Raw genomic sequence first — 20,617 nt, 5'->3', positions numbered from 1 at the left:
TTTATAAATTATAAATTATAAAAAATAAGTGAAAATTAATATTTATTATGAAATCCATACTAAAATGTAATAATCAAATTACTTTATTTATTTTGATACTTTGCGCATCTCAATATATTAATGCACATGATATTTTTATTTCTCCGTTAGGTGACGATACTAATGATGGTACAAAAATGCATCCATTTAAAACTATTGAAAAATCACTTGAAGAATTAAAAAAATATGTTGGCACAGAAACAGTAACAGTATGGTTTAATAAAGGGGATTATTATTTAGAGAATACCATTAAGTTAGGGGGTGAATATTCGGGAACTAAAGAATATCCCGTTGTCTTTTCAGCACTACCAGGTGTGGAGGTAAATATTAAAGGTTCAAAAAAATTAGAGAATTTAGACTGGAAACCATATAAAAATGGAATATATGTAAGCCAATTACCAAGAGATTTAAATTTTGATCAATTATTTGTTAATGAAGAAAGACAGATTAGGGCTCGTTTTCCAAATTATGACTACGACAATCCTTTACGCGGTGCTGGCACAAGTTATGATGAAGTAGTTGATGGTACAGATCAAAGGTTTGATAAATGGTTTTCATATAATACAGAAACATTTACAATGAAAGATTGGAGTAATCCGGCTACAGGAATTGTACATGCATTTCAAAGCCACAACTGGGGTAACATGCAATACAAAATAAAAAATGTAGATAAGCTAGAACATAAAATTTATTTAGATGAAGGTGGTTGGCAATTACAACGCGTTTTTGGAATAGGAAGCAAAGGTTCACATGCCTCTTGGTTTTTTATTGATAATGTTTTTGAAGAACTAGATGTTCCAGGTGAGTGGTTTTTTGATAAAAACACTAATTTATTATATTACTATCCATTTTCAGACTTAGATTTAAATGATGCAATTATTGAGGTTCCATTATTGAAAAATTTAATAGAATTAAAAGGAACAATAGACAATCCGGTAAAATACATTCATTTTAAAGGTTTTAATTTTACACAATCGCAATACACTTTTATGGATGATTATGAACCTTTAGCTCGTGGTGATTGGGCAATTCATCGTGGTGGGGCTGTATATTTTGAAAGTGTAGAAAATAGTACTATTGAAAGTTGCAATTTTGAATACCTCGGTGGTAACGGGGTGTTTATGAGTGGTTATAATAGAGATAATAAGGTGTCAGGTTGCCGTTTTGTACACACAGGCGAAAGTGCTGTTTGTTTTGTTGGTTTACCATCTGCTGTTCGTTTTTTTCAAACTTGGGATGATAAAGAAATTTATGGTAAAAATTGGGAAAGCATGCGTAAAGATATGGATTTAACAGCAGGACCTAAAACTGACCATTATCCAAAAAATTGTGTTGTGGAGAATTCTATTATGCATGATTTTGGAGATGTTGGTAAACAAGTTGCTGGAGTTTTTATTTCAATGAGTCATAAAATAAAAGCATCTCACAATACCATATACAACTGCCCAAGGGCAGGAATTTGTATTAATGATGGTACCTGGGGAGGACATGTTATTGAGTTCAATGATATTTGGGAAACGGTTAGAGAAACTGGTGAGCACGGCCCTTTTAATTCATGGGGACGAGAAAGGCAATGGAAGGGCTCAAGAGGGTCTGATGATCATTTTATTAAAGAGCTTACCAAACTTGATGCGATTGATAATGTAATTATAAGAAACAACAGAATTGCAAATTATAGAAAATCAATTAGTGCGGGTAATTGGACTATTGATTTAGATGATGGTTCTAGTTACTATGAGATTTATAATAATTTAAGTTTAGGATCCACTATAAAACTACGTGATGGTATGGCTCGTAAAGTTTTTAATAATATTACAGTAAGTGCAGTTCCATTAGGTTGGCATGTTTGGCCAAAAGATTCTGAAGATGAAATTTATAAAAACATATTTGTTATATCAGGTGCTGTACCTGGAAAGAAAGAACCAACCAACAGATTTATTAGAGATGTAGGCTTACCAACAGAAACAATGTGGAGTAAACATTATGATAATAATTTTTATTGGAATATTAACGATCCTTATAATTTTGATATTATAGTGGGTTTAAATATGGAACAATGGCAACAAAAAGGTTATGATGTACATTCATTATCAGGTAACCCATTATTTGTTGATATTGAAAATGGTAATTATCAAGTAAAAGAAAATTCTCCGGCTATAAAACTAGGTTTTCAAAATTTTGAAATGGACAGTTTTGGTCATGAAATGACGAAAATAGTTCCTTTTGGTGGTGAGTTTGAACAATCTAAAGTAATAAATATCAAAGCCGATAAAAGTGCAGGAAAAAATTATAAAATTTATTACACGGTTGATGGTACCGAGCCAACTATAAATTCATTGGTATATGCCGAACCTTTTAAAATTGACACGACTACAATTATAAAAGCAAAAACATATAATCAAGAAAATATTTCTGTTGGATTTACGGCAATTGCAGCATTTAATAAAGCAGAAAAAATTGTTTATCCAAGTTGGTATAGTACTCTTTTAGCAGGAGAATATTTAGGTGAGAAATTTGCAGAAAAAAACAAAGCGATTGAATTGGAAATAGAAGGCGCATTATTAATTAATATAGCTGATGATCCTGATCTAATTGATGCAACTGGCGGTTATAATTTTGGGTGTTATATAAAGTCAATAGATAATGAGAAAGCTAAAATGTGGTTAGATGCTAAGTTACCTAGAGATTGGGTCATTCAGCAAGTAAACGGAGAAAAAATAAATAATATTAGTGATCTTCAAAAAGCAATGAAAAAATACAAAAACAAAAAGGTTGTAATTACTGCTTTTAGAGATTATAACTCTAAAAAATTCAAAGTGAAGTTTTAAATAAAAAGCCAAGTAAATAATTACTTGGCTTTTTTAGTATAAAGTATTAATGTTTTAACGGAATTACCATATTCCAGGTATTTTCAAAACTCCATGCTTTAGGGCCACTACCAACTGCTGCAAATAAATGCGTTGGTTTGCCATCTTCAACTAGAACAAAAGGTCTTTCAAAATGATTCTGATGAGTTGTAGTCCCATCATCCCACAAGATATTTCTACTATAAGCTTTTACATCTTCAAATAATTTCCAATTCACACCATCTTTAGACCAAATATGAACACCGCCACCTTCTTCACCACATATTTCACCTGATCTATCTTTAATAACTCCTTCATATCTATTACCAGCCCACCAAATGTATGGGTCTTCCACATCAATATGATTATTGTCAGGTGTTTCAAACCTGAAAACAGGTTCTTCACTAAGCCTTTTGTATTCACCTTTTGGGCTATCAGCCATAGCAACACCTAGTAATAATGGAGGTTTTGGTGTAGCAGAGGATTTATACATTAGTAGTATTTTTCCGGTTTTTGGGTCCACTGCAGGTGATGGGTTTGAAGTTATAGATGCATCCCAATGTCCTGGTCTTGGTTCAATGACCGGTTTGTCAACACGTTCCCAAGGCCCAAAAACAGAATCGCTAATTGCTAAACCTACACGCTTATTTAACCAAGCGACGTTCCAATCGTAGCCCTCAGGCTTTCTATTGTCTTTTGTTGGCATTGCAAAATCATATGTTGTACCAAAATGGTAGAGTAAGTATTTGTCTTTATATTTTACAATTCTAGGGTTGTGTGTACACATGCCATCAAAAAATTCAGAACCCCTTGGTGGTAAAACAACTTCTTGAAATTTATAAGGACCAACAGGAGAATCAGCCACAGCTCTGACAATTTCAGAATTAGTTACCCAATTTCCAAAACCAACATCTTTAGACCATCTTGAAGCAAACATATGGTATTTGCCATCTTCACCTTTAATAACAGACGAACCCCATATCCAGTAATTATCATCACGAAAACCTCCGTTTTTTGGTGCTGGTTGTATTCTATCAATAAATGATGTTTCCGTTGTTTTTTTCGAAGATACACAAGACCATAAGCTAGCTGTTGATAATACTGCCGCTCCTTTTATAGATGTATCTATAAACGTTCTCCTTTTCATGTATTTTAGTATTTAAGTTTTAAATAGATTGCCAAAAAATCATTTGGGCTTACTAACAAATATAATTTATAAACTATTTATTCTTTAAAAATATAGACGAGTAACATTAGGTTTCATACCAATAAAATTATTATTAAAAAAAAGATGTAACACTATTTAAAAAAACCTATGAATTTAAAAATTGAGCTAATTGGTGAATGTCGATTTAAAAAAATAACATTTAAAGGAGAAGGATTCAAAATTAAAATATAATAGTTGATAATTTTAAAGTATTTAAAATATTAGATTTAAAATTTTTTATTCGTTTTTTTGATATAACAGTAAATTAAACCAAACAGGGTGTTAATTTGACAATGGTGCTTTACCAGTATACGTTCGTCTAAAATTATTGTCTGTTGATATTTAATCTTCTAAATTTATGAATTAATCAAAAATGAAATAACTTCTTAAGAAAATGGAAAAATTAACCATTTTTTCGACTAATATTAAGCGTTTTTTATTTGAGAAAAACAGATAAATTGGTGTTCGCTTGAAAAGAATTTTGTAGAGTTAGTTGTTTTGTATAAGAATAATTAAAATAATTTTTTGTTAAGAAAATGAATTTAAACTTAAGAGATAAGGTTGTTGTTGTTACCGGAGGTTCAAAAGGAATAGGTTTAGGGATTGTTGAATCCTTATCTAATGAAGGTGCAATACCTGTTATTGTTACGAGAAATAAAGCTAGTGTTTTAGATGTTGAAGCGTCTTTTAAAAACCAAGGTAAAGAGTTTTTTTATACAATAGCAGAACTGACTGACCCAGACCAATGTAAGAATGCTGTTGATGAGGTTATAAAAAAATACGGACGTATTGATGCTCTTGTAAATAATGCAGGAGTAAATGATGGTGTAAGTTTAGAGCATGGTAATCATAAAGATTTTATCAAATCTTTAGAGCGCAATTTGGTTCACTATTATTTAATGGCACATCATGTGTTACCTGAACTTAAAAAAACTAAAGGTTCAATTTTAAATATAGGTTCTAAAACTGCGGATACAGGTCAAGGCGGTACTTCGGGTTATGCAGCAGCTAATGGAGGTAGAAATGCGTTAACAAGAGAGTGGGCTGTTGAATTATTACCTTATGGAATTCGTGTTAATGCACTTATTGTTGCAGAATGTTTTACTCCATTGTATGAAAAATGGATTAAAACTTTTGAAAATGGTGATAAAAAGCTTGAAGAGATAAATAATTTAATTCCTTTTGAAAATAGAATGACAACTGTTGAAGAAATTGCTGATATGGTTGTGTTTTTACTCTCTGATAAATCAAGTCACACCACTGGACAATTAATATATGTAGATGGCGGTTACACACATTTAGATAGATCTATAAAATAATATAGATTGTTTAAAAAATTAACTCAACGATAAAAAAGTAACGCTACTAATAGTCACTTTAAAAATTTAAAATCATTTAATGGAAGATAATAAAAAATCACCAGTTGTTTCAAAAGAAATATTAATACCATTTATTCTAGTAACCTCATTATTTGCTCTTTGGGGTTTTGCAAATGCAGTAACAGATCCAATGGTTAACGCATTTAAAAAAGTTTTAGAGCTATCAAACACGCAAGCATCTTGGGTACAGATGGCATTTTACGGTGGTTATTTCTGTATGGCTTTACCAGCTGCAATGTTTATGCGTAAATATTCGTATAAAGTAGGTGTGTTAATTGGTTTGGGACTTTATGCAGGAGGAGCTTTGTTATTTTACCCAGCAGCTATTACAGAACAATTTTGGTTCTTTTGTTTAGGGTTATACGTTTTAACTTTCGGATTAGCATTTTTAGAAACAGCGGCGAACCCATACATTTTAGCAATGGGTGCTAAAGAAACTGCAACACGACGTTTAAATTTAGCTCAGTCAGTTAATCCTGTTGGGTTAATAGCAGGTTTGTTGGTCGCAAAGTTTTTTGTTTATGATAAATTACAGTCCGATGATATTGCAGATTTTAGTGCACTTTCAGAAGTAAAAAGGAATATGATAAAAGTTGCAGATCTAGCTGTTATTCGCGATCCATATGTGGTATTAGGTTTAGTTATTTTAGCAGTGTTTGTTTTATTTTTAGTAAATAAAATGCCTCAATCAAAAGATGAAGGCGGTATGCCTAGTTTAGGTGAAACGTTTAAAAATTTAGGAAAGAACAAAAAATACGTTTTAGGTGTAATTGCACAAATATTATATGTAGGTGCGCAAATTATGACATGGACTTATATCTATCAATATGCAGAAGCTATTGATTTGGCTAATGCTGGAGTTTCAGGTTATGAGAAAATAGATGTTTTTACTTATCAATTTATAGCTTTTGTAATGTTTACAATTGGTCGAATGGTTGGTATTGCTATGTTGCGTGTTATGAGTCCTGGTAAATTGTTAATGTTTTTTGCTGTTTTAGCAGGAGCATTTGTTTTAGGTGCAATTTTTATCGAAAATTTAATTGGCCTTTATTGTGTTGTTGGAATATCATTCTGTATGTCATTAATGTTCCCAACTATTTATGGTATTGCTTTAGATGATTTAAGTGAGGAAGAATCAAAAGTTGGCTCTGCTGGTTTAGTAATGGCAATTGTTGGTGGTGCACTATTGCCTATGCTACAAGGTATGATAATTGATGCAGGTGGTAGTGGGGTTTCTGATACTAAAATTGCAGGTGTTGCTGAGGTAAATTTTTCTTTTATTTTGCCTCTAATCTGTTTCTTGTTTATCGCTTGGTATGGTTATACGGTATTTAAAAATTATGAAAATAAAATGGCTTAATTTTTCTGTATGAAAAGATATTGTTTTGCTCTTGATTTGAAAGACGATAAAAAACTTATTGAAGAATATGTCACATACCACAAAAATGTTTGGCCAGAAATATTAGAAAGTATTTCATCTTCTGGTATTCTTGAAGCTGAAATATATTTAGTGCATAACAGATTATTCATGCTTATTGAAACTACAGAAACTTTCACTTTAAAAAATAAAGCTAAAATGGACAACGAAAATGAGGTTGTTCAAAAATGGGAAAACTTAATGTGGAATTACCAACAACAGTTACCTGGTGTAAAGCCAGGTGAAAAATGGATGTTAATGGAACGCATTTTTAAATTATAATGCATATTAACTCAGTATTGTTGTTCCAAATTTTCTGATAATTAAAAAGTATTTCGAATAAAAAATATTTAGTTTAATAGAGAAGTGAATTCTTATTGGAGCGTTAGTTAAACCAATTATACAGTTTTAAAACGATAAAGCTAAAATGAAACAAAAAACAACAACTTTTTTGGTGATTTCTTGTATCCTATTTTTACTTGGATGTAATCAAATCAGTGAAACCAAAACTATAAAACTTGCTCATGGTTTAGATGTAAACCATTCCGTTCATAAAGCAATGGTTAAAATGGGTGAAGATTTAATGGATATTTCTGGTGGCAAGTTAAATTTAAAAATCTATCCAAGTCAACAATTAGGAACTGAACGAGAAAATTTAGAATTGCTTCAAATTGGAAGTTTAGATATGACTAAAATTTCAGTAGGTACTTTAGAGAATTTTGCGCCAAAAATGAAGGTTTTGGGGCTACCATTTCTTTTTAGAGATAAAGAACATGTATTTCAAGTTTTAGATGGTGAAATCGGCAAAAAGTTATTAGTAGAGAGTGAACAATTTAGACTTAAAGGCTTAGGATATTATGATGCTGGTAGTAGAAGTTTTTACAGCAAAAATAGACCTATTTATAAACCTAGTGATTTAAAAGGATTAAAAGTTAGGGTGATGGAGAGTATAACAGCGATGGATATGGTGAAAGCTCTTGGGGGCTCACCAACTCCAATATCATGGGGAGAATTATATACTTCTTTACAACAAGGTGTTGTAGATGGTGCAGAAAATAATCCACCTAGTTTTTATTTATCAAGACATTATGAGGTTTGTAAATTTTATTCTTTAGATGAACATACGGTATTGCCAGATGTTTTGGTAATAGCAACTCAATTTTGGGATAATTTATCAGAGCAAGAAAAAGAGTGGTTACAAGAAGCTGTTGATAATTCAGTGGTTTATCAAAGAAAACTTTGGGCAGAAGCAGAAGAAACGGCATTGATAGAAGTACAAAAAGCAGGTGTTGAAATTATAAGACCTGATAAATCTTTATTTGCTGATAAATTAGATGATATATATGAGCAATATAAATCAGATAAAGAATTTTATACCCTTATTCAAGATATAAAAGCTGTTAAATAATATGAAACTACGAGCTATAATTGATAAAATATTATCAAATGTATTAATTGTGATTATGAGTATTATGGTTGTAAACGTGCTATGGCAAGTTTTTAGTCGTTATTGTTTAGCAGAACCCAGCTCATTTACAGATGAACTTGCCCGTTATCTAATGATTTGGATTGGAGTTTTGGGTGCAGCCTATGTTTCAGGTAAAAATAATCATGTAGCAATTGATGTACTGCCATCGCGATTAAGTGAAACCAAGCAAAAGAAATTAAAAGTATTTGTAAACGTGTTAATCATTCTTTTTAGTGTTGCAGCATTGGTAATTGGGGGTTCTAGACTTGTTTATATTACCTACGATTTAAAACAATTTTCACCAGCATTACAAATGCCATTATCACTTGTATACCTTGTTATTCCTATTAGTGGCGTATTAATAATTTATTACAAAATATCTGACCTTTTAAATTCTTAAAATATTATGGATTATATTCCGGTACTCGTTTTAATAATTAGTTTTTTGTGTTTGCTAGCAATAGGTACTCCAGTCGCATGGAGTATTAGTATTTCGGCATTATTAACAATGCTAGTAAGTATTCCTGTTTTACCAGCGTTTACAACAGTCTCTCAAAGAATAGGTACAGGACTTGATAGTTTTTCTCTCTTGGCAATACCTTTTTTTGTGCTCTCAGGAGAATTAATGAATAAAGGCGGAATAGCCCATAGGTTAATAGCATTTGCAAAAACATTAGTGGGCAGTTTGCCTGGTGGCTTAGCATTAATAAATGTAATTTCAGCAATGTTGATGGGAGCAATAGCAGGATCAGCTATGGCATCAGCATCGGCAATGGGTAGTATTCTTGGTCCTGAAATGGAAAAAGAAGGCTATTCTAAAGAGTTTGGTGCAGCAGTAAATATCACGTCAGCAACTACAGGTTTAATAATTCCGCCTAGTAATGTTTTAATCGTTTATTCATTGGCAAGTGGTGGTGCTTCAATAGCCGCATTGTTTTTAGCAGGTTATATTCCAGGAATACTTACAGGTTTATTTTTAATGATAGTAGCATCATTTTGGGCGAAAAAGAAAAAATATAAAGTAGGTAAACGAAGAAGTTTTAAGGAGGTTTTTAAAACTTTTGTTGATGCTTTGCCAAGTTTGTTTCTATTAATACTTGTAATTGGTGGTATTGTGACTGGAATTTTTACGGCTACAGAAGCTTCAGCCATTGCAGTATTGTACACTCTAATTTTAGGAATGATTTATAAAGAGGTTACCGTAAAAAACTTACCAAAAGTTTTATTAGATGCAGCATCTATAACAGCAATTGTTATGCTTTTAATAGGAGCTTCAATGAGTATGTCTTGGGTTTTGTCATTTGAAAATATTCCTCAAGATATTAGTGCAGGATTATTAAGTATCAGTGATAATAAGGTGGTTATTTTAATAATTATTAACTTACTATTATTGTTCGTAGGTATTTTTATGGATATGACTCCTGCAGTATTAATTTTTACGCCTATTTTTTTACCAGTGGTTACTAAGTTAGGATTAGACCCTATACATTTTGGAATTATTATGATTCTGAACCTTTGTATTGGCTTATGTACGCCACCTGTAGGTTCTGTGTTATTTGTTGGAGTAGGAGTTGCTAATACGACAATAGAAAAGGTAATTAAGCCATTACTTCCTTTGTTTTTAGCAATGATATTTGCGCTATTTTTAGTGACTTATTTTCCGCAATTAAGTCTGTGGTTGCCAAGTTTATTTGATTTATAGTGTAAAAAGTAATTTCATTTATATATTAAATTCATTCCTTAAGAAGTATTCAAATTAAATTTAGGGTACTTTTTTAAAGCATAAAAAAAGTGCTCAAATTAAATTTGAGCACTTTAAAAACACTAAACTATTTAATATAAATAATTTTATTAATATCCAGGATTCTGTGTTAAATTAGGATTATCATCAGTAAAAGTTACAAAGAATGGAAGTAAATAATAGTTGTCATCCCATACTCTTTGATATGTAGTAAGGTCATTGGCGTCATATTTTGGACCAGTTAAATCACCTGGCAAATCAACATCATCAGGTATGCCATAAACATTACCTATAACTTGGCTTCCTAACTTATATCTCCAAATATCAAACCAACGTTGGGGGCCTTCACCAGCAAATTCATATCTTCTTTCTAATAAAATAGCATCAATCATGGTGTTTCCTGTTGTACCTCTAGTGATTGTTGGTAAACCAATATCAGCATATTTAGGCATACCCACACGTTCACGTACTTGATCTAAATATGTTAAAGCTTCTGCATCTCTACCTTGACCAGCTAAAGCTTCAGCATACATCAATAATATTTCAGAATATCTGATTATTTTTAAATCAGCATTTCCTTCTATATTGTTAAGCATATAATAATCAGTATATTTTTTAAAATTATATCCTGTAGGGTTATTGTTGTTTGCAGAAACCCAATCTCTTGTATCTTCATAAAATGGATGAGGTTGAAAAATATCATTATTTACACCATCTGTTCCTAAAAATTCATCTAATGGTAAATAAGCAGAAGCTTCTAATCTAGGATCTCTATTTTCCCACGGATTTGCAGGGTCATATTCAGGATCATCTTTAGGGAATAAACCGTTAATTGTTTGTACTTCTTCAATAAAATCAGATGTAAACCCGGCTCTTCTTTGGTTATTTCCACTTCCATTAGGCCCCTTGTACAAATCTCTTGGAGAAACCTGTAATGCAATTCTACTAACATTAATACCTAAGACATATATTGTTTCTAATATTGTTTCTGGCGATGTTAAATCACTATCAGGTGTAAATTGTTCTTTAAAACCATCAATACCGTCAACTAAACTATAGATTCCGATTTCATTAATAATTTCTGAACAAGCAGCTTCAGCGCCTGCATACATTGCATCAACATCACTATTCCAGCCAATTGCATTTAAATAAGCTCTAGATTTTAAAGCTAATGCCGCTCCTTTAGTAATACGACCAACATCATCGCCTGAGTATGATTCTGGTAAAATATCATCTATTTCGTCTAATTCACTTATTACAAATTCAAACACTTCCTCTCTAGGTGTTTTAGTTGGGTTATCCGTAGGCGAAAGAGTTGTTGTTACTAATGGTACATCACCATAAGCTAATACCATTGATTCGTAAATCCATGCTCTTAAAAAACGTGCTTCTGCTTCAAACCTATCTCTATTTGCTTCTGTTTCAAAAGTTGCTCCAGGTAATGCTTCTAGGAAAAAGTTAATATTTGCGATATCGTGATAGCGGTAAAAAGTTCTTAAAGATCTTCTACTATCAGACCAGTTAAAATCAGAACCTTGGTTATCTGCTGTATTTGCAATATTTCTGTGTATAGCATCGTCGGTCCAAAAATAAGGTACTATATATGCTTGGTTTGCATCAACACTAAATAGAGGGTCTTCAATATCTAATATTGGCAATGCAAAGTATAGGTTGTTTAACGCTAGGTTTAAATCTTCTTCTGATTGATAAACAGTAGAAATGTCAATTTCATCAAGATCTTCTACCTCAAGAAAGTCATCGCTACAAGAGCTAATAAAGACAATCAATAACAGTAAAGATGCTACTTTGAAGGTTTTTATATTTTTCATAATCAAAATTATATTTAAAAATAAAAGTTTCGTGTGTGTATTTACTTTTGTCATTATATTAAAATTTAACATTTAAACCAATGGCAGTAGTAAATGGTAAAGGATAATCTATAGTGTTTATTCCTAATTCAGGATCCCAACCATGCTCATAAACAGGACTGTTTGTCCAAACCACACCAACATTTTCCATAGATAAATAGATATTTAAACTTTTTATAAATGAAATATTTTGTAGTAGTTTTTGGCTGAAATCATAATTAAGAGTGATGTTTTGTAGTTTAACAAATTCAGCATCAACAATATAATAATCTATAGCACTATTGTAACTTTCGTTACTAGTACTTATAGGTCTTGGTACTAATGGGTTAGTATTAGTTTCTGACCAGTAATCAAGTTGGTATGACCAAGGTACACCACCTCCTAAAAATGGGTCAACAACATTTGCCGCATTCCAATATTGATTATTGTCAAATGAACCATAGAAACGAGCAGATAATGATAAGTTTTCATAAGTAACGCCTAAATTAAATCCAACGTTCCAGTTTCTATCATTATTATCATCAATTGTTACACGGTCATCACTGTCAATAACTCCATCCGCTGTATCCATTACGCCATCACCATCACTATCTATAGTTAATTGATCAATATATTTAAAACCACCTAAGTATGTTCCAACAGAATTGTCAAGAGATGTACTTACATCGCTTTGGTCAATTAAAGTTCCGTCAGCGGTTGTATATGTATCAATTTCTTCCTGTGTATCAAAAAATCCATCAACTTGATATCCAAATCGGTTATTTACACTCAACCCTTCTTGTAGTGTGTTTGTTTCAGCACCATCTTGAATATAAGTTACTTTATTATCATAATTAGAAATATTAGCACCAATAGTATAACCAATTTTTCCAATTTTATTTTTATGATTTACATTTAAATCCCAACCCCAACTTCTAACATCATATGGGTTGCCTTGTGCATCTCCAAAACCGTACTCATATGCAGTAGAAGAAATATTGTCTAAAATATCTTTACGATTATTCACAAAATATTCAGCCTCAAATGATAATTTTCTATTAAAAAAAGAAGCATCAAGTCCAATGTTTAATATAGTTGATGTTTCCCAAATTAGATCTTGGTTTACAAAATCATCAACACCTAGTCTTGCATTTGAAACACCACCTAATGGGTAACCAGATGCATCATAAGTTACTAATTGTTGTGTTACTGAGCCAAGAGTACCATCAGATCCAGCAGAACCATAAGAAGCCCTTAGTTTTAACAAATCAACAAAATCTACATTTTCAAAAAAGTTTTCTCTAGAAGCAACCCAACCTATAGCTACTGAAGGAAAAAATCCCCATTTGTTTTCATCTGTAAAATAAGAAGAACCATCTCTTCTAAATGCAGCTTCAATTAAATATTTATCTGCAAAGCTGTAATTAAGTCTTCCTATATAAGATAATGTTTTTTCATTACCATTTCTAACCTCAGTATTTCCAAGACCATCATAATCATTACTATCATTTACAATCTCTCCTTGATTTAATGAAATTATGTTATCGAAAAGAAAACCTGTTCTACTAGCAGATAAAGTTTCAGATTCGCCACTTTCTGTTTGAACTGCTAAAAATGCTTTAGCATAATGTTTTCCTTTTTCAAATTCATAAGTTAAAGATGTTAAAGAACGAAATTCATGTGATTTTAATGATGCTACTTCTAAAACTCTTTCATCCGTTGATGCAATAAAATAATCTCTATTTTCAGAGTCAGGATTAGTGTAAGAATCTGGATCAGTAGGATCAATGCTTACTGATGAAAAAGGATTAGTCCATTCTCTAGCATACTCATTTGATTTTATATAAGAAACACGTTCTTCAAATGTTAAGCCTTTTATTGGTGTCAATTTTGCATATAACTGAACATTAATTCTATCTAAATCAGATTCGCTAAAACTACCTGAAGAAGCACTTGCCACAGGGTTAGCACCATCAGCTGTACCATTACTTACCCATAAATCATCAACTGTTTTTACAGGGTAGAAAGGTAAACCTCTTGTGTTACCACCACTTACTACTGTTACAGATTTATCTGTTCTATTACTTAGTAGTGTGTTAGTACCTATATTTAACCAACTGTTAATGTCGGTATCAATTTTTAAACGTAAATTTAATCTTTCAAATTTATCTTCGCCTAGGGCTAAACCTTCTTGAGTTAAGTAGCTCCCTGTCATTAAAAAGCCTGTTTTTTCTGAGCCACCTGATAATGTAAGACTATGCGATTGTTGCACGGCACTACTTTCAAATGTTTCTTCAATCCAGTTAGTGTCAGGATAAAAACCACTATTTGCTAGTGCTAACGATTCTTCACTCCAAGTACCTGGTGCAATATCATTTTGAAACTCCATATATTCAATAGAGTTAACTGTTTGTTGTAATCTTGGAGTTGTTTGTATTGATGATACTGCGTTATAGCTAACCGTAGTTTCTTTATTTCTAGAAGCTTTTTTTGTAGTTACTAATAACACACCGTTTGCACCACGAGCTCCATAAATAGCTACTGCTGATGCATCTTTTAAAACGGATACACTCTCAATATCTTGAGGATTAATATCAGATAAAGAGCCTTCAAAGTTATCAATAATTACTAATACGTCACTGGCGTCACCAATTGTACTAGTTCCTCTAATTTGAACACTCGGAATAGCACCTGGAGAACCATTGTTATTTGTCATAACAAGACCAGGAGCAGAACCAACTAATGCTGAGTAACCATTTGTAACAGGTCTCTTTTCAAGATTTAGCTCCTCATTAGTTACTTGAACAACAGAACTTACTACTTTTGATGAGTTTTGTGTGCCAAAACCAACAACAACAACTTCATCTAAAGCGGCCACATCTTCTTCTAATACAATTGATAATTCTGTTTGACTGCTTACACTTACCTCTTTAGTTTTGTATCCAAGATAAGAAACTACTAAAACGGCATCACTATTTGAAATGGTAAGAGTAAAATTACCATCAAAATCTGTTTGCATTCCATTTGAAGTTCCTTTTTCAACGATGTTTACACCAGGTAATGGTTGTCCGTTGTTGTCTAAAACGGTACCGCTAATTTGACTTTGCAAAGCAATTTTATCTTCAGCTGTAATTAAGTCCACATTTGGGTTAAAACCAAAAGTTGAACTAAAGCAAAGAAAAATAAATGCTCTTGTTAAAAGATTAAACATCCCTTTTTTAAAAAAAAATGGAGTGTTTTTGAGTTTAATTTCCATAAAACATGAGTTGTTTAGTTTGTAAAATTGTTTAATATTGGTCGTGTTTTGTAGTTTTATTGTAATTAAAACTAGTGTTAAAGATTTACTAAAACTATTTACAATAAAAATTTTTGACATGAATTTTTCGACCAATAACTTGTCGGGTACGATAAACACAATATATTTGAAGTAATTTTTTGAAGAAAATAAAATTTAACAAGATAATACTGTGCTTATTTGCAGAAAAAACAAAAGCCCCAACAGTTTACTGTTGAGGCTTTTAGTAATTTAAGAGTATTTTTTATATAAACATCACCATCCTTCGTTTTGAGTAATGTTTGGGTTTGCATCTAAAACGGTTTGTGAAATTGGTAATAAATAATATTTATCATCCCATACTCTAGCATACTGTGTGTCACTGTTACTAGCTTTATATTTTTCACCAACTAAATCTCCAGGTTCTGTGGTGCTTGTTGGAATTCCATAAACTTGGGTAATAACTTGATTACCTAATTGATAACGCCAAATATCCCACCAACGTTGTTGTCCTTCACCTGCAAATTCATAACGACGTTCTAGTAAAATAGCATCAATCATTGTGTTTCCTGTAGTACCTCTTGTTACTGTTGGTAAACCTATATCAGCATATTTAGGCATGCCAACTCTATCACGTACCATATCTAAATAAGTTAATGCTTCACCGTCTCTTCCTTGGCCAGCTAATGCTTCTGCATACATAAGTAAAACCTCTGCATACCTTATTAGTTCAATATCTACATCACCTTGGTCAAGAGCATCTAAATCATAATCAATATATTTTCTAAAACCATAACCGGTTGGTGCAGATGTTTTATTTATATCATCAGTAGTAGTACCTATACTTGGGTGTGGTTGATATTCGTAATCTTCATCGGAATCTGTTTTAGAAGGCAATAAGTCTCCAGGTAACACAACTGAAACTGCAAGTCTAGGATCTCTATTAGTCCATGGATCTGCAGGGTCGTATTCAGAGTCATCTGCAGGAAATAAACCATTGATGGTTTGTACCTCTTCAATAAAATCAGATGAATATCCTGGTCGACTTTGGTTATTAGCAAAAGTAGCAGAGCTACCAATCCATGAACCTTTTTGTGCTAATTGTCTTGCTAGGCCATGTGTTCTATAAGTTTCAATATAAATACTTGATAAAATAGCTTCACTGTTACCATCACCTGAATTTGAAAATAAACTTTCAAATCCATCAATACCATCAACCAATGAATACTGTCCTCCAGCAATAATTTCAGCACAAGCTTCTTCTGCTGCTGCATATAAAGTTGAGGTATCTGAATACCAGTGTAAAGCTTTAAGGTATGTTCTGGCTTTTAAGGCTAAAACAGCTCCTTGTGTAATGCGACCATAATCATCAGAGGTGTATGATAGTTGTAAATCGTCTTGAATTTCTTCTAATTCTGAAATTATGAAATCAAAAACCTCTTCTCTGTCATCTCTTGAAGGGTATTCATCAGTACTAATTGTTGATGTTAATAGTACGACATCCCCATAGGCAAACAGCATTTCTTCATAAATATATGCTCTTATAAATCTAGCTTCAGCTTCATGTTGTGACCTTGTATCTTCATCAGTATAAGTTGCATCAGGAAGTTTTTCAAGAAAATAATTTATGTTTGCTATAGCTGTGTATTTATAAAAATCATCAAGTACGTTTGATGTTGTAGTCCAGTTGTAATCAGACTCTCGTATTGTTCCAGATCCATCATTTATGTTTCTATGTACAGCATCATCCGTCCAAAAATATGGAGTTATATTAGTGCTGGTAATATCGCCACCTGGTAAATATAAATATAAACCATTTAAAGCATTTTCCATATCATCTTCGTCTTGATATAATGCATCAGCAGAATACTCATCTGAATCTACAATTTCTAAAAAATCTTCACTGCATGATGAAAAGTATGCTAAGATTAAAATTGAAAAGGTTATTATGCTATATTTTTTCATTTTTTTTATTTTTTTAAAATGTAATGTTTAAACCTACTGAAGTAGTAAAAGGCAGGGGGTAGTTGTAAGTACCAATAGTTGACTCTGGATCCCATCCATATTCATATAATGGATTGTTGGTCCATATAACTCCAAGATTCTCAAATGAAAGATTTAAATTTATTGATTTTACTCCTTTGAACTTTGCTGATATAGCATTAGTTAAATTGTAACCAAAATTAAGGGTCTGCATTTTTATAAATTCATTATCTAATATGAAATCAGATACATTTGAAGTATAGCCTTGTGTTCCAAAGCCTACAGGTACAGGTAATAGAGCATCTTGATTGTCTTCACTCCAGTAATCTAACATATATGCAAATGAATTTGCTCCAATAAATGGTTCGTGTGAACTTGCTTGATTATTTAAAAATTGATTTCTGTAAAATGCGCCATAAAAACGAGCAGAAACTGATAAGTTTTTATAATCAAACCCTAGATTAAAACCAAACCTGTAGTTTGTAGCACTATTACTTTCAAGCATTACACGGTCGTCTGAATTTATAACACCATCTCCAGTATCCATTACGCCATCTCCGTCACTATCAACTGTAAGTTGATCTAAGTATTTAAAACCACCAACATAAGAACCACCAACGTCGGATTGATCTATAAGTGTACCATCAGAAGTCGTATAAGCGTCAATTTCATCTTGACTATTAAAAAACTTGTCCGTTTCGTAACCAAATCTATCATTTACACTTTGACCAACAGCAAAGTCAACACTATCATACCCATCTAAATCCGTGATTTTATTATCGTAATCAGATAAATTACCATTTATCCAGTATGAAAAGTTTTTACTGATATTATTTTTATGAGTAAAATTTAACTCCCAACCCCAGCTTCTTACAGCAAATAAGTTTGAGGCAACTTCTCCACCGCCAAAACCGAATTCTTCAGCAACTTGAGCTTCATCTAATATATCTTCTCTGTTATTTATAAAATAATCGGCATTAATTTGTAATTTACCTTGCCATAAAGAGAAATCCATACCTGCATTAAAAATTTTAGCAGTTTCCCATTTCAAATCTGGATTAGCATAATCACTTAATGTATATCCTGGATTTGCTTCATTTCCTATCGGATATCCTCCAGAAGCATCGTAATTTACTAATTGTACAGTTAAGGCTCCAACACCAGAATCATCACCAGAAAGTCCGTATGATGCCCTTAGTTTAAGTCTGTCAATCCAGCTTATGTCTTTCATGAAATTTTCAGATTTAGCATTCCATGCAACTGAAGCAGAAGGAAAGAATCCCCATTTATTATTATCTGCAAAATAAGAACTACCGTCATAACGGAATGAGCCTTCAATAATATAACGGCCTTTATAATCATAATTTAATCTACCAAAATAAGATAGGGTTGCCGTGTCTTCTGAATATGAAGTATTTCCTGATGATTGTTCACCTGTACCAAAAAGTGATAAAGTTGAATTGGCTTCTTCACCTAAAACTAAGTCAACTGGGTCATCTAATGCAAAACCTTGTCTAGAGGCAGCAAAACCTTCACCTGAATATTCTATTGCTTGAAAACCTAATAGAGTACTAAAATTATGTTCGTTATTGATGTTAAAATCGTAGTTTAATTTAGTAAGTGCTGTTATGGTGTGGCTTGTTGTAGAATAAAGAGTTAATACTCTTGAATCTGTTGAAGCTTCCGTATAAAGTCTGTTTTCAGAATCAGGATTTGTATATGAATCAGGATCTTCATAATCTAAAGTCACGTATGCATATGTATTGTCCCAATCTCTGTAGGTTGTATTATTTTTTAAGATTGAAACACTTTGCTCTAATGTAAAGCCTTTAAAAGGTTTTATTTTAGCATATAGTTGTAAGTTAAGGTTATCTCTGTCGGTTTTTGTATAACTTCCTGACGAAGCTAAAGCAACAGGATTTACTTCACCTCCATAAAGGCCTCCGCTTTTATCAACCCAATAACCATCTTCAGTTGTTACTGGCATAAAAGGTGAGCCTAATAAATTTGTTCCTGTTGTAACTGGGACAGTATTTGTAAGTCTGTTAGTAATCAATGTGTTTGTGCCCACACTAAGCCAATCAGTTACATCAACATCCATTTTTAGTCTTAAATTTAGACGTTCAAAATTATCAGTGCCAATAGCTAAACCATCTTGGTTTAAATAACCAACATTCATAAGAAAGCCTGCGTTATTAGTCCCCCCTTTTAAAGTTAAATTATGTGACTGTTGCATAGCTGTACCTCCGTACAAAGCATCAGCCCAATTAGTGTTTGGATAAAATCCGCTGTCTGCTAAGTCTACCACTGTACTGCTAAAAGTGTCAGGAGCAGCGGTATTAACAAGGCTAATATATTCTTGAGCATTTGTTACATCTGGTAACGTTCCTTTAGCTTGCATAGCGCTGCTGTAATTGTAAGAAACAGAAATTTTTTCTCCTTTTTTAGTTTTTTTAGTAGTAATTAATAATACACCATTTGCACCTCTGGCACCATAAATAGCAACAGCGGAAGCATCTTTAAGTATAGTTGCGGATTCAATTTCTTGAGGGTTTATATCATCTAATGAACCTTCAAAGTTGTCAATTATTACTAATACTTCTGCCTCTGATGAAGTTGTACTTGTTCCTCTTATAGAAAAACTAGGAGAGTTTCCAGGTTGGCCACTTGAATTGAATCCGTTTAAACCTGCCATTGAGCCAATTAATGCTGAAGCAACATTTGTAACAGGTCGTTTGTCAGTGCCAAGATCTTCTGCAGAAACTTGAGTGATGGATGCAGATACTTTTTGTTTGCTTTGTGTGCCAAAACCTACAACAACAACTTCTTCTAAAGCGGCAACATCTTCTTCTAAAACAATTGATAATTCTGTTTTGTTGTTAAGTGGAATCTCTTTTGTTTTGTATCCAAGGTATGATACGACCAAAATTGCATCAGCGGTAGAAACAGTAATTGAGAAATTACCATCAAAGTCTGTTTGTGTACCATTAGAAGTTCCTTTTTCTAGAATGTTTACTCCTGGTAATGGTAAATCAGTATCATCCTTAATAGTTCCATTGACAAGGTTTTGTATATTTAGAACTACATTTTTTTCCTCATCATTAGTTTTTGTTGCTCCAAATGATGATGTTAAGAGTAAAAAAAAGAATACTCTCATTACGAGAATAAGTGACCTACTACCATGTGAGGTAACAGGGTTAATTTGTTTAACTTTCATAAAAGTGATTTAAAAATTTTTAATTAAAAAAATATATTAAATCGGTTTTCAATAAAAGCTTTGTAATGGGTGGACTAAACTTAAAATGATTTGCTAAAAGGGAGTTAAAAATTTCGACGAATAACTAAATTTTATCGACAGATAATCAAATTTAATTGTTAATATTTTATGGCTAAAGCAACTGTTCTTTTAAGGATTT

Annotated in this window: 12 protein-coding genes; 7 read left to right on the top strand and 5 right to left on the bottom strand. The window is 32.2% G+C overall.

The annotated features are described in order from the left end of the window. Positions 1-47: 47 nt before the first annotated feature. Positions 48-2,867 carry a chitobiase/beta-hexosaminidase C-terminal domain-containing protein gene (locus tag KO500_RS16365; RefSeq protein ID WP_215957637.1) on the top strand — a complete coding sequence of 940 codons (2,820 nt, stop codon included), beginning with the start codon at positions 48-50 and terminating at the stop codon, positions 2,865-2,867. Positions 2,868-2,913: 46 nt separating this feature from the next. Here KO500_RS16365 and KO500_RS16360 read toward each other — a convergent pair whose 3' ends face one another. Beyond that, positions 2,914-4,032 (bottom strand): glycoside hydrolase family protein, encoded by a 1,119-nt coding sequence (locus KO500_RS16360; RefSeq protein WP_215957636.1) that lies wholly within the window; start codon positions 4,030-4,032, stop codon positions 2,914-2,916. A gap of 596 nt (positions 4,033-4,628) precedes the next feature. Here KO500_RS16360 and KO500_RS16355 point away from each other — a divergent pair. The 6 genes from KO500_RS16355 to KO500_RS16330 all read left to right on the top strand — a co-directional run bounded on the left by KO500_RS16355 (position 4,629) and on the right by KO500_RS16330 (position 10,058). After that, complete coding sequence (locus tag KO500_RS16355) at positions 4,629-5,411, top strand: SDR family oxidoreductase (RefSeq protein WP_215957635.1); 783 nt, start codon at positions 4,629-4,631, stop codon at positions 5,409-5,411. Between the two features lie 79 nt (positions 5,412-5,490). Beyond that, the gene (fucP, locus tag KO500_RS16350; RefSeq protein ID WP_215957634.1) at positions 5,491-6,831 is read left to right on the top strand and encodes an L-fucose:H+ symporter permease; all 1,341 of its coding nucleotides are present in this window, start codon (positions 5,491-5,493) and stop codon (positions 6,829-6,831) included. Between the two features lie 9 nt (positions 6,832-6,840). Beyond that, positions 6,841-7,170, top strand: coding sequence for an L-rhamnose mutarotase (locus tag KO500_RS16345; RefSeq protein WP_215957633.1), 330 nt, complete (start codon positions 6,841-6,843; stop codon positions 7,168-7,170). Positions 7,171-7,315: 145 nt separating this feature from the next. Then, a complete protein-coding gene (locus KO500_RS16340) occupies positions 7,316-8,296 on the top strand; it encodes a TRAP transporter substrate-binding protein (protein ID WP_215957632.1) in 981 nt (326 codons plus the stop codon). A gap of 1 nt (position 8,297) precedes the next feature. Next, positions 8,298-8,756, top strand: a complete 459-nt coding sequence (locus KO500_RS16335) for a TRAP transporter small permease (RefSeq protein WP_215957631.1) — start codon at positions 8,298-8,300, stop codon at positions 8,754-8,756. A gap of 6 nt (positions 8,757-8,762) precedes the next feature. Next, on the top strand, positions 8,763-10,058 hold the full coding sequence (locus KO500_RS16330; RefSeq protein ID WP_215957630.1) for a TRAP transporter large permease: 1,296 nt from the start codon (positions 8,763-8,765) through the stop codon (positions 10,056-10,058). A gap of 149 nt (positions 10,059-10,207) precedes the next feature. On the opposite strand, the gene KO500_RS16325 is transcribed toward KO500_RS16330, so the two are convergent. The 4 genes from KO500_RS16325 to KO500_RS16310 all read right to left on the bottom strand — a co-directional run bounded on the left by KO500_RS16325 (position 10,208) and on the right by KO500_RS16310 (position 20,418). Beyond that, positions 10,208-11,926 (bottom strand): RagB/SusD family nutrient uptake outer membrane protein, encoded by a 1,719-nt coding sequence (locus tag KO500_RS16325; protein ID WP_215957629.1) that lies wholly within the window; start codon positions 11,924-11,926, stop codon positions 10,208-10,210. Positions 11,927-11,984: 58 nt separating this feature from the next. Beyond that, entirely contained in the window at positions 11,985-15,200 is a 3,216-nt protein-coding gene (locus KO500_RS16320) for a SusC/RagA family TonB-linked outer membrane protein (RefSeq protein ID WP_215957628.1), read from the bottom strand. 294 nt (positions 15,201-15,494) lie between these two features. Continuing rightward, a complete protein-coding gene (locus tag KO500_RS16315) occupies positions 15,495-17,183 on the bottom strand; it encodes a RagB/SusD family nutrient uptake outer membrane protein (protein WP_215957627.1) in 1,689 nt (562 codons plus the stop codon). Between the two features lie 13 nt (positions 17,184-17,196). Beyond that, positions 17,197-20,418: a SusC/RagA family TonB-linked outer membrane protein gene (locus KO500_RS16310; RefSeq protein ID WP_215957626.1), complete on the bottom strand. Its 3,222-nt coding sequence runs from the start codon at positions 20,416-20,418 to the stop codon at positions 17,197-17,199. Positions 20,419-20,617: the final 199 nt, after the last annotated feature.

The sequence above is a fragment of the Cellulophaga baltica genome (genome assembly GCF_018861125.1).
In the GTDB taxonomy this organism is placed as follows: domain Bacteria; phylum Bacteroidota; class Bacteroidia; order Flavobacteriales; family Flavobacteriaceae; genus Cellulophaga; species Cellulophaga baltica_A.
This window is presented reverse-complemented; position numbering and strand designations above follow the sequence as displayed.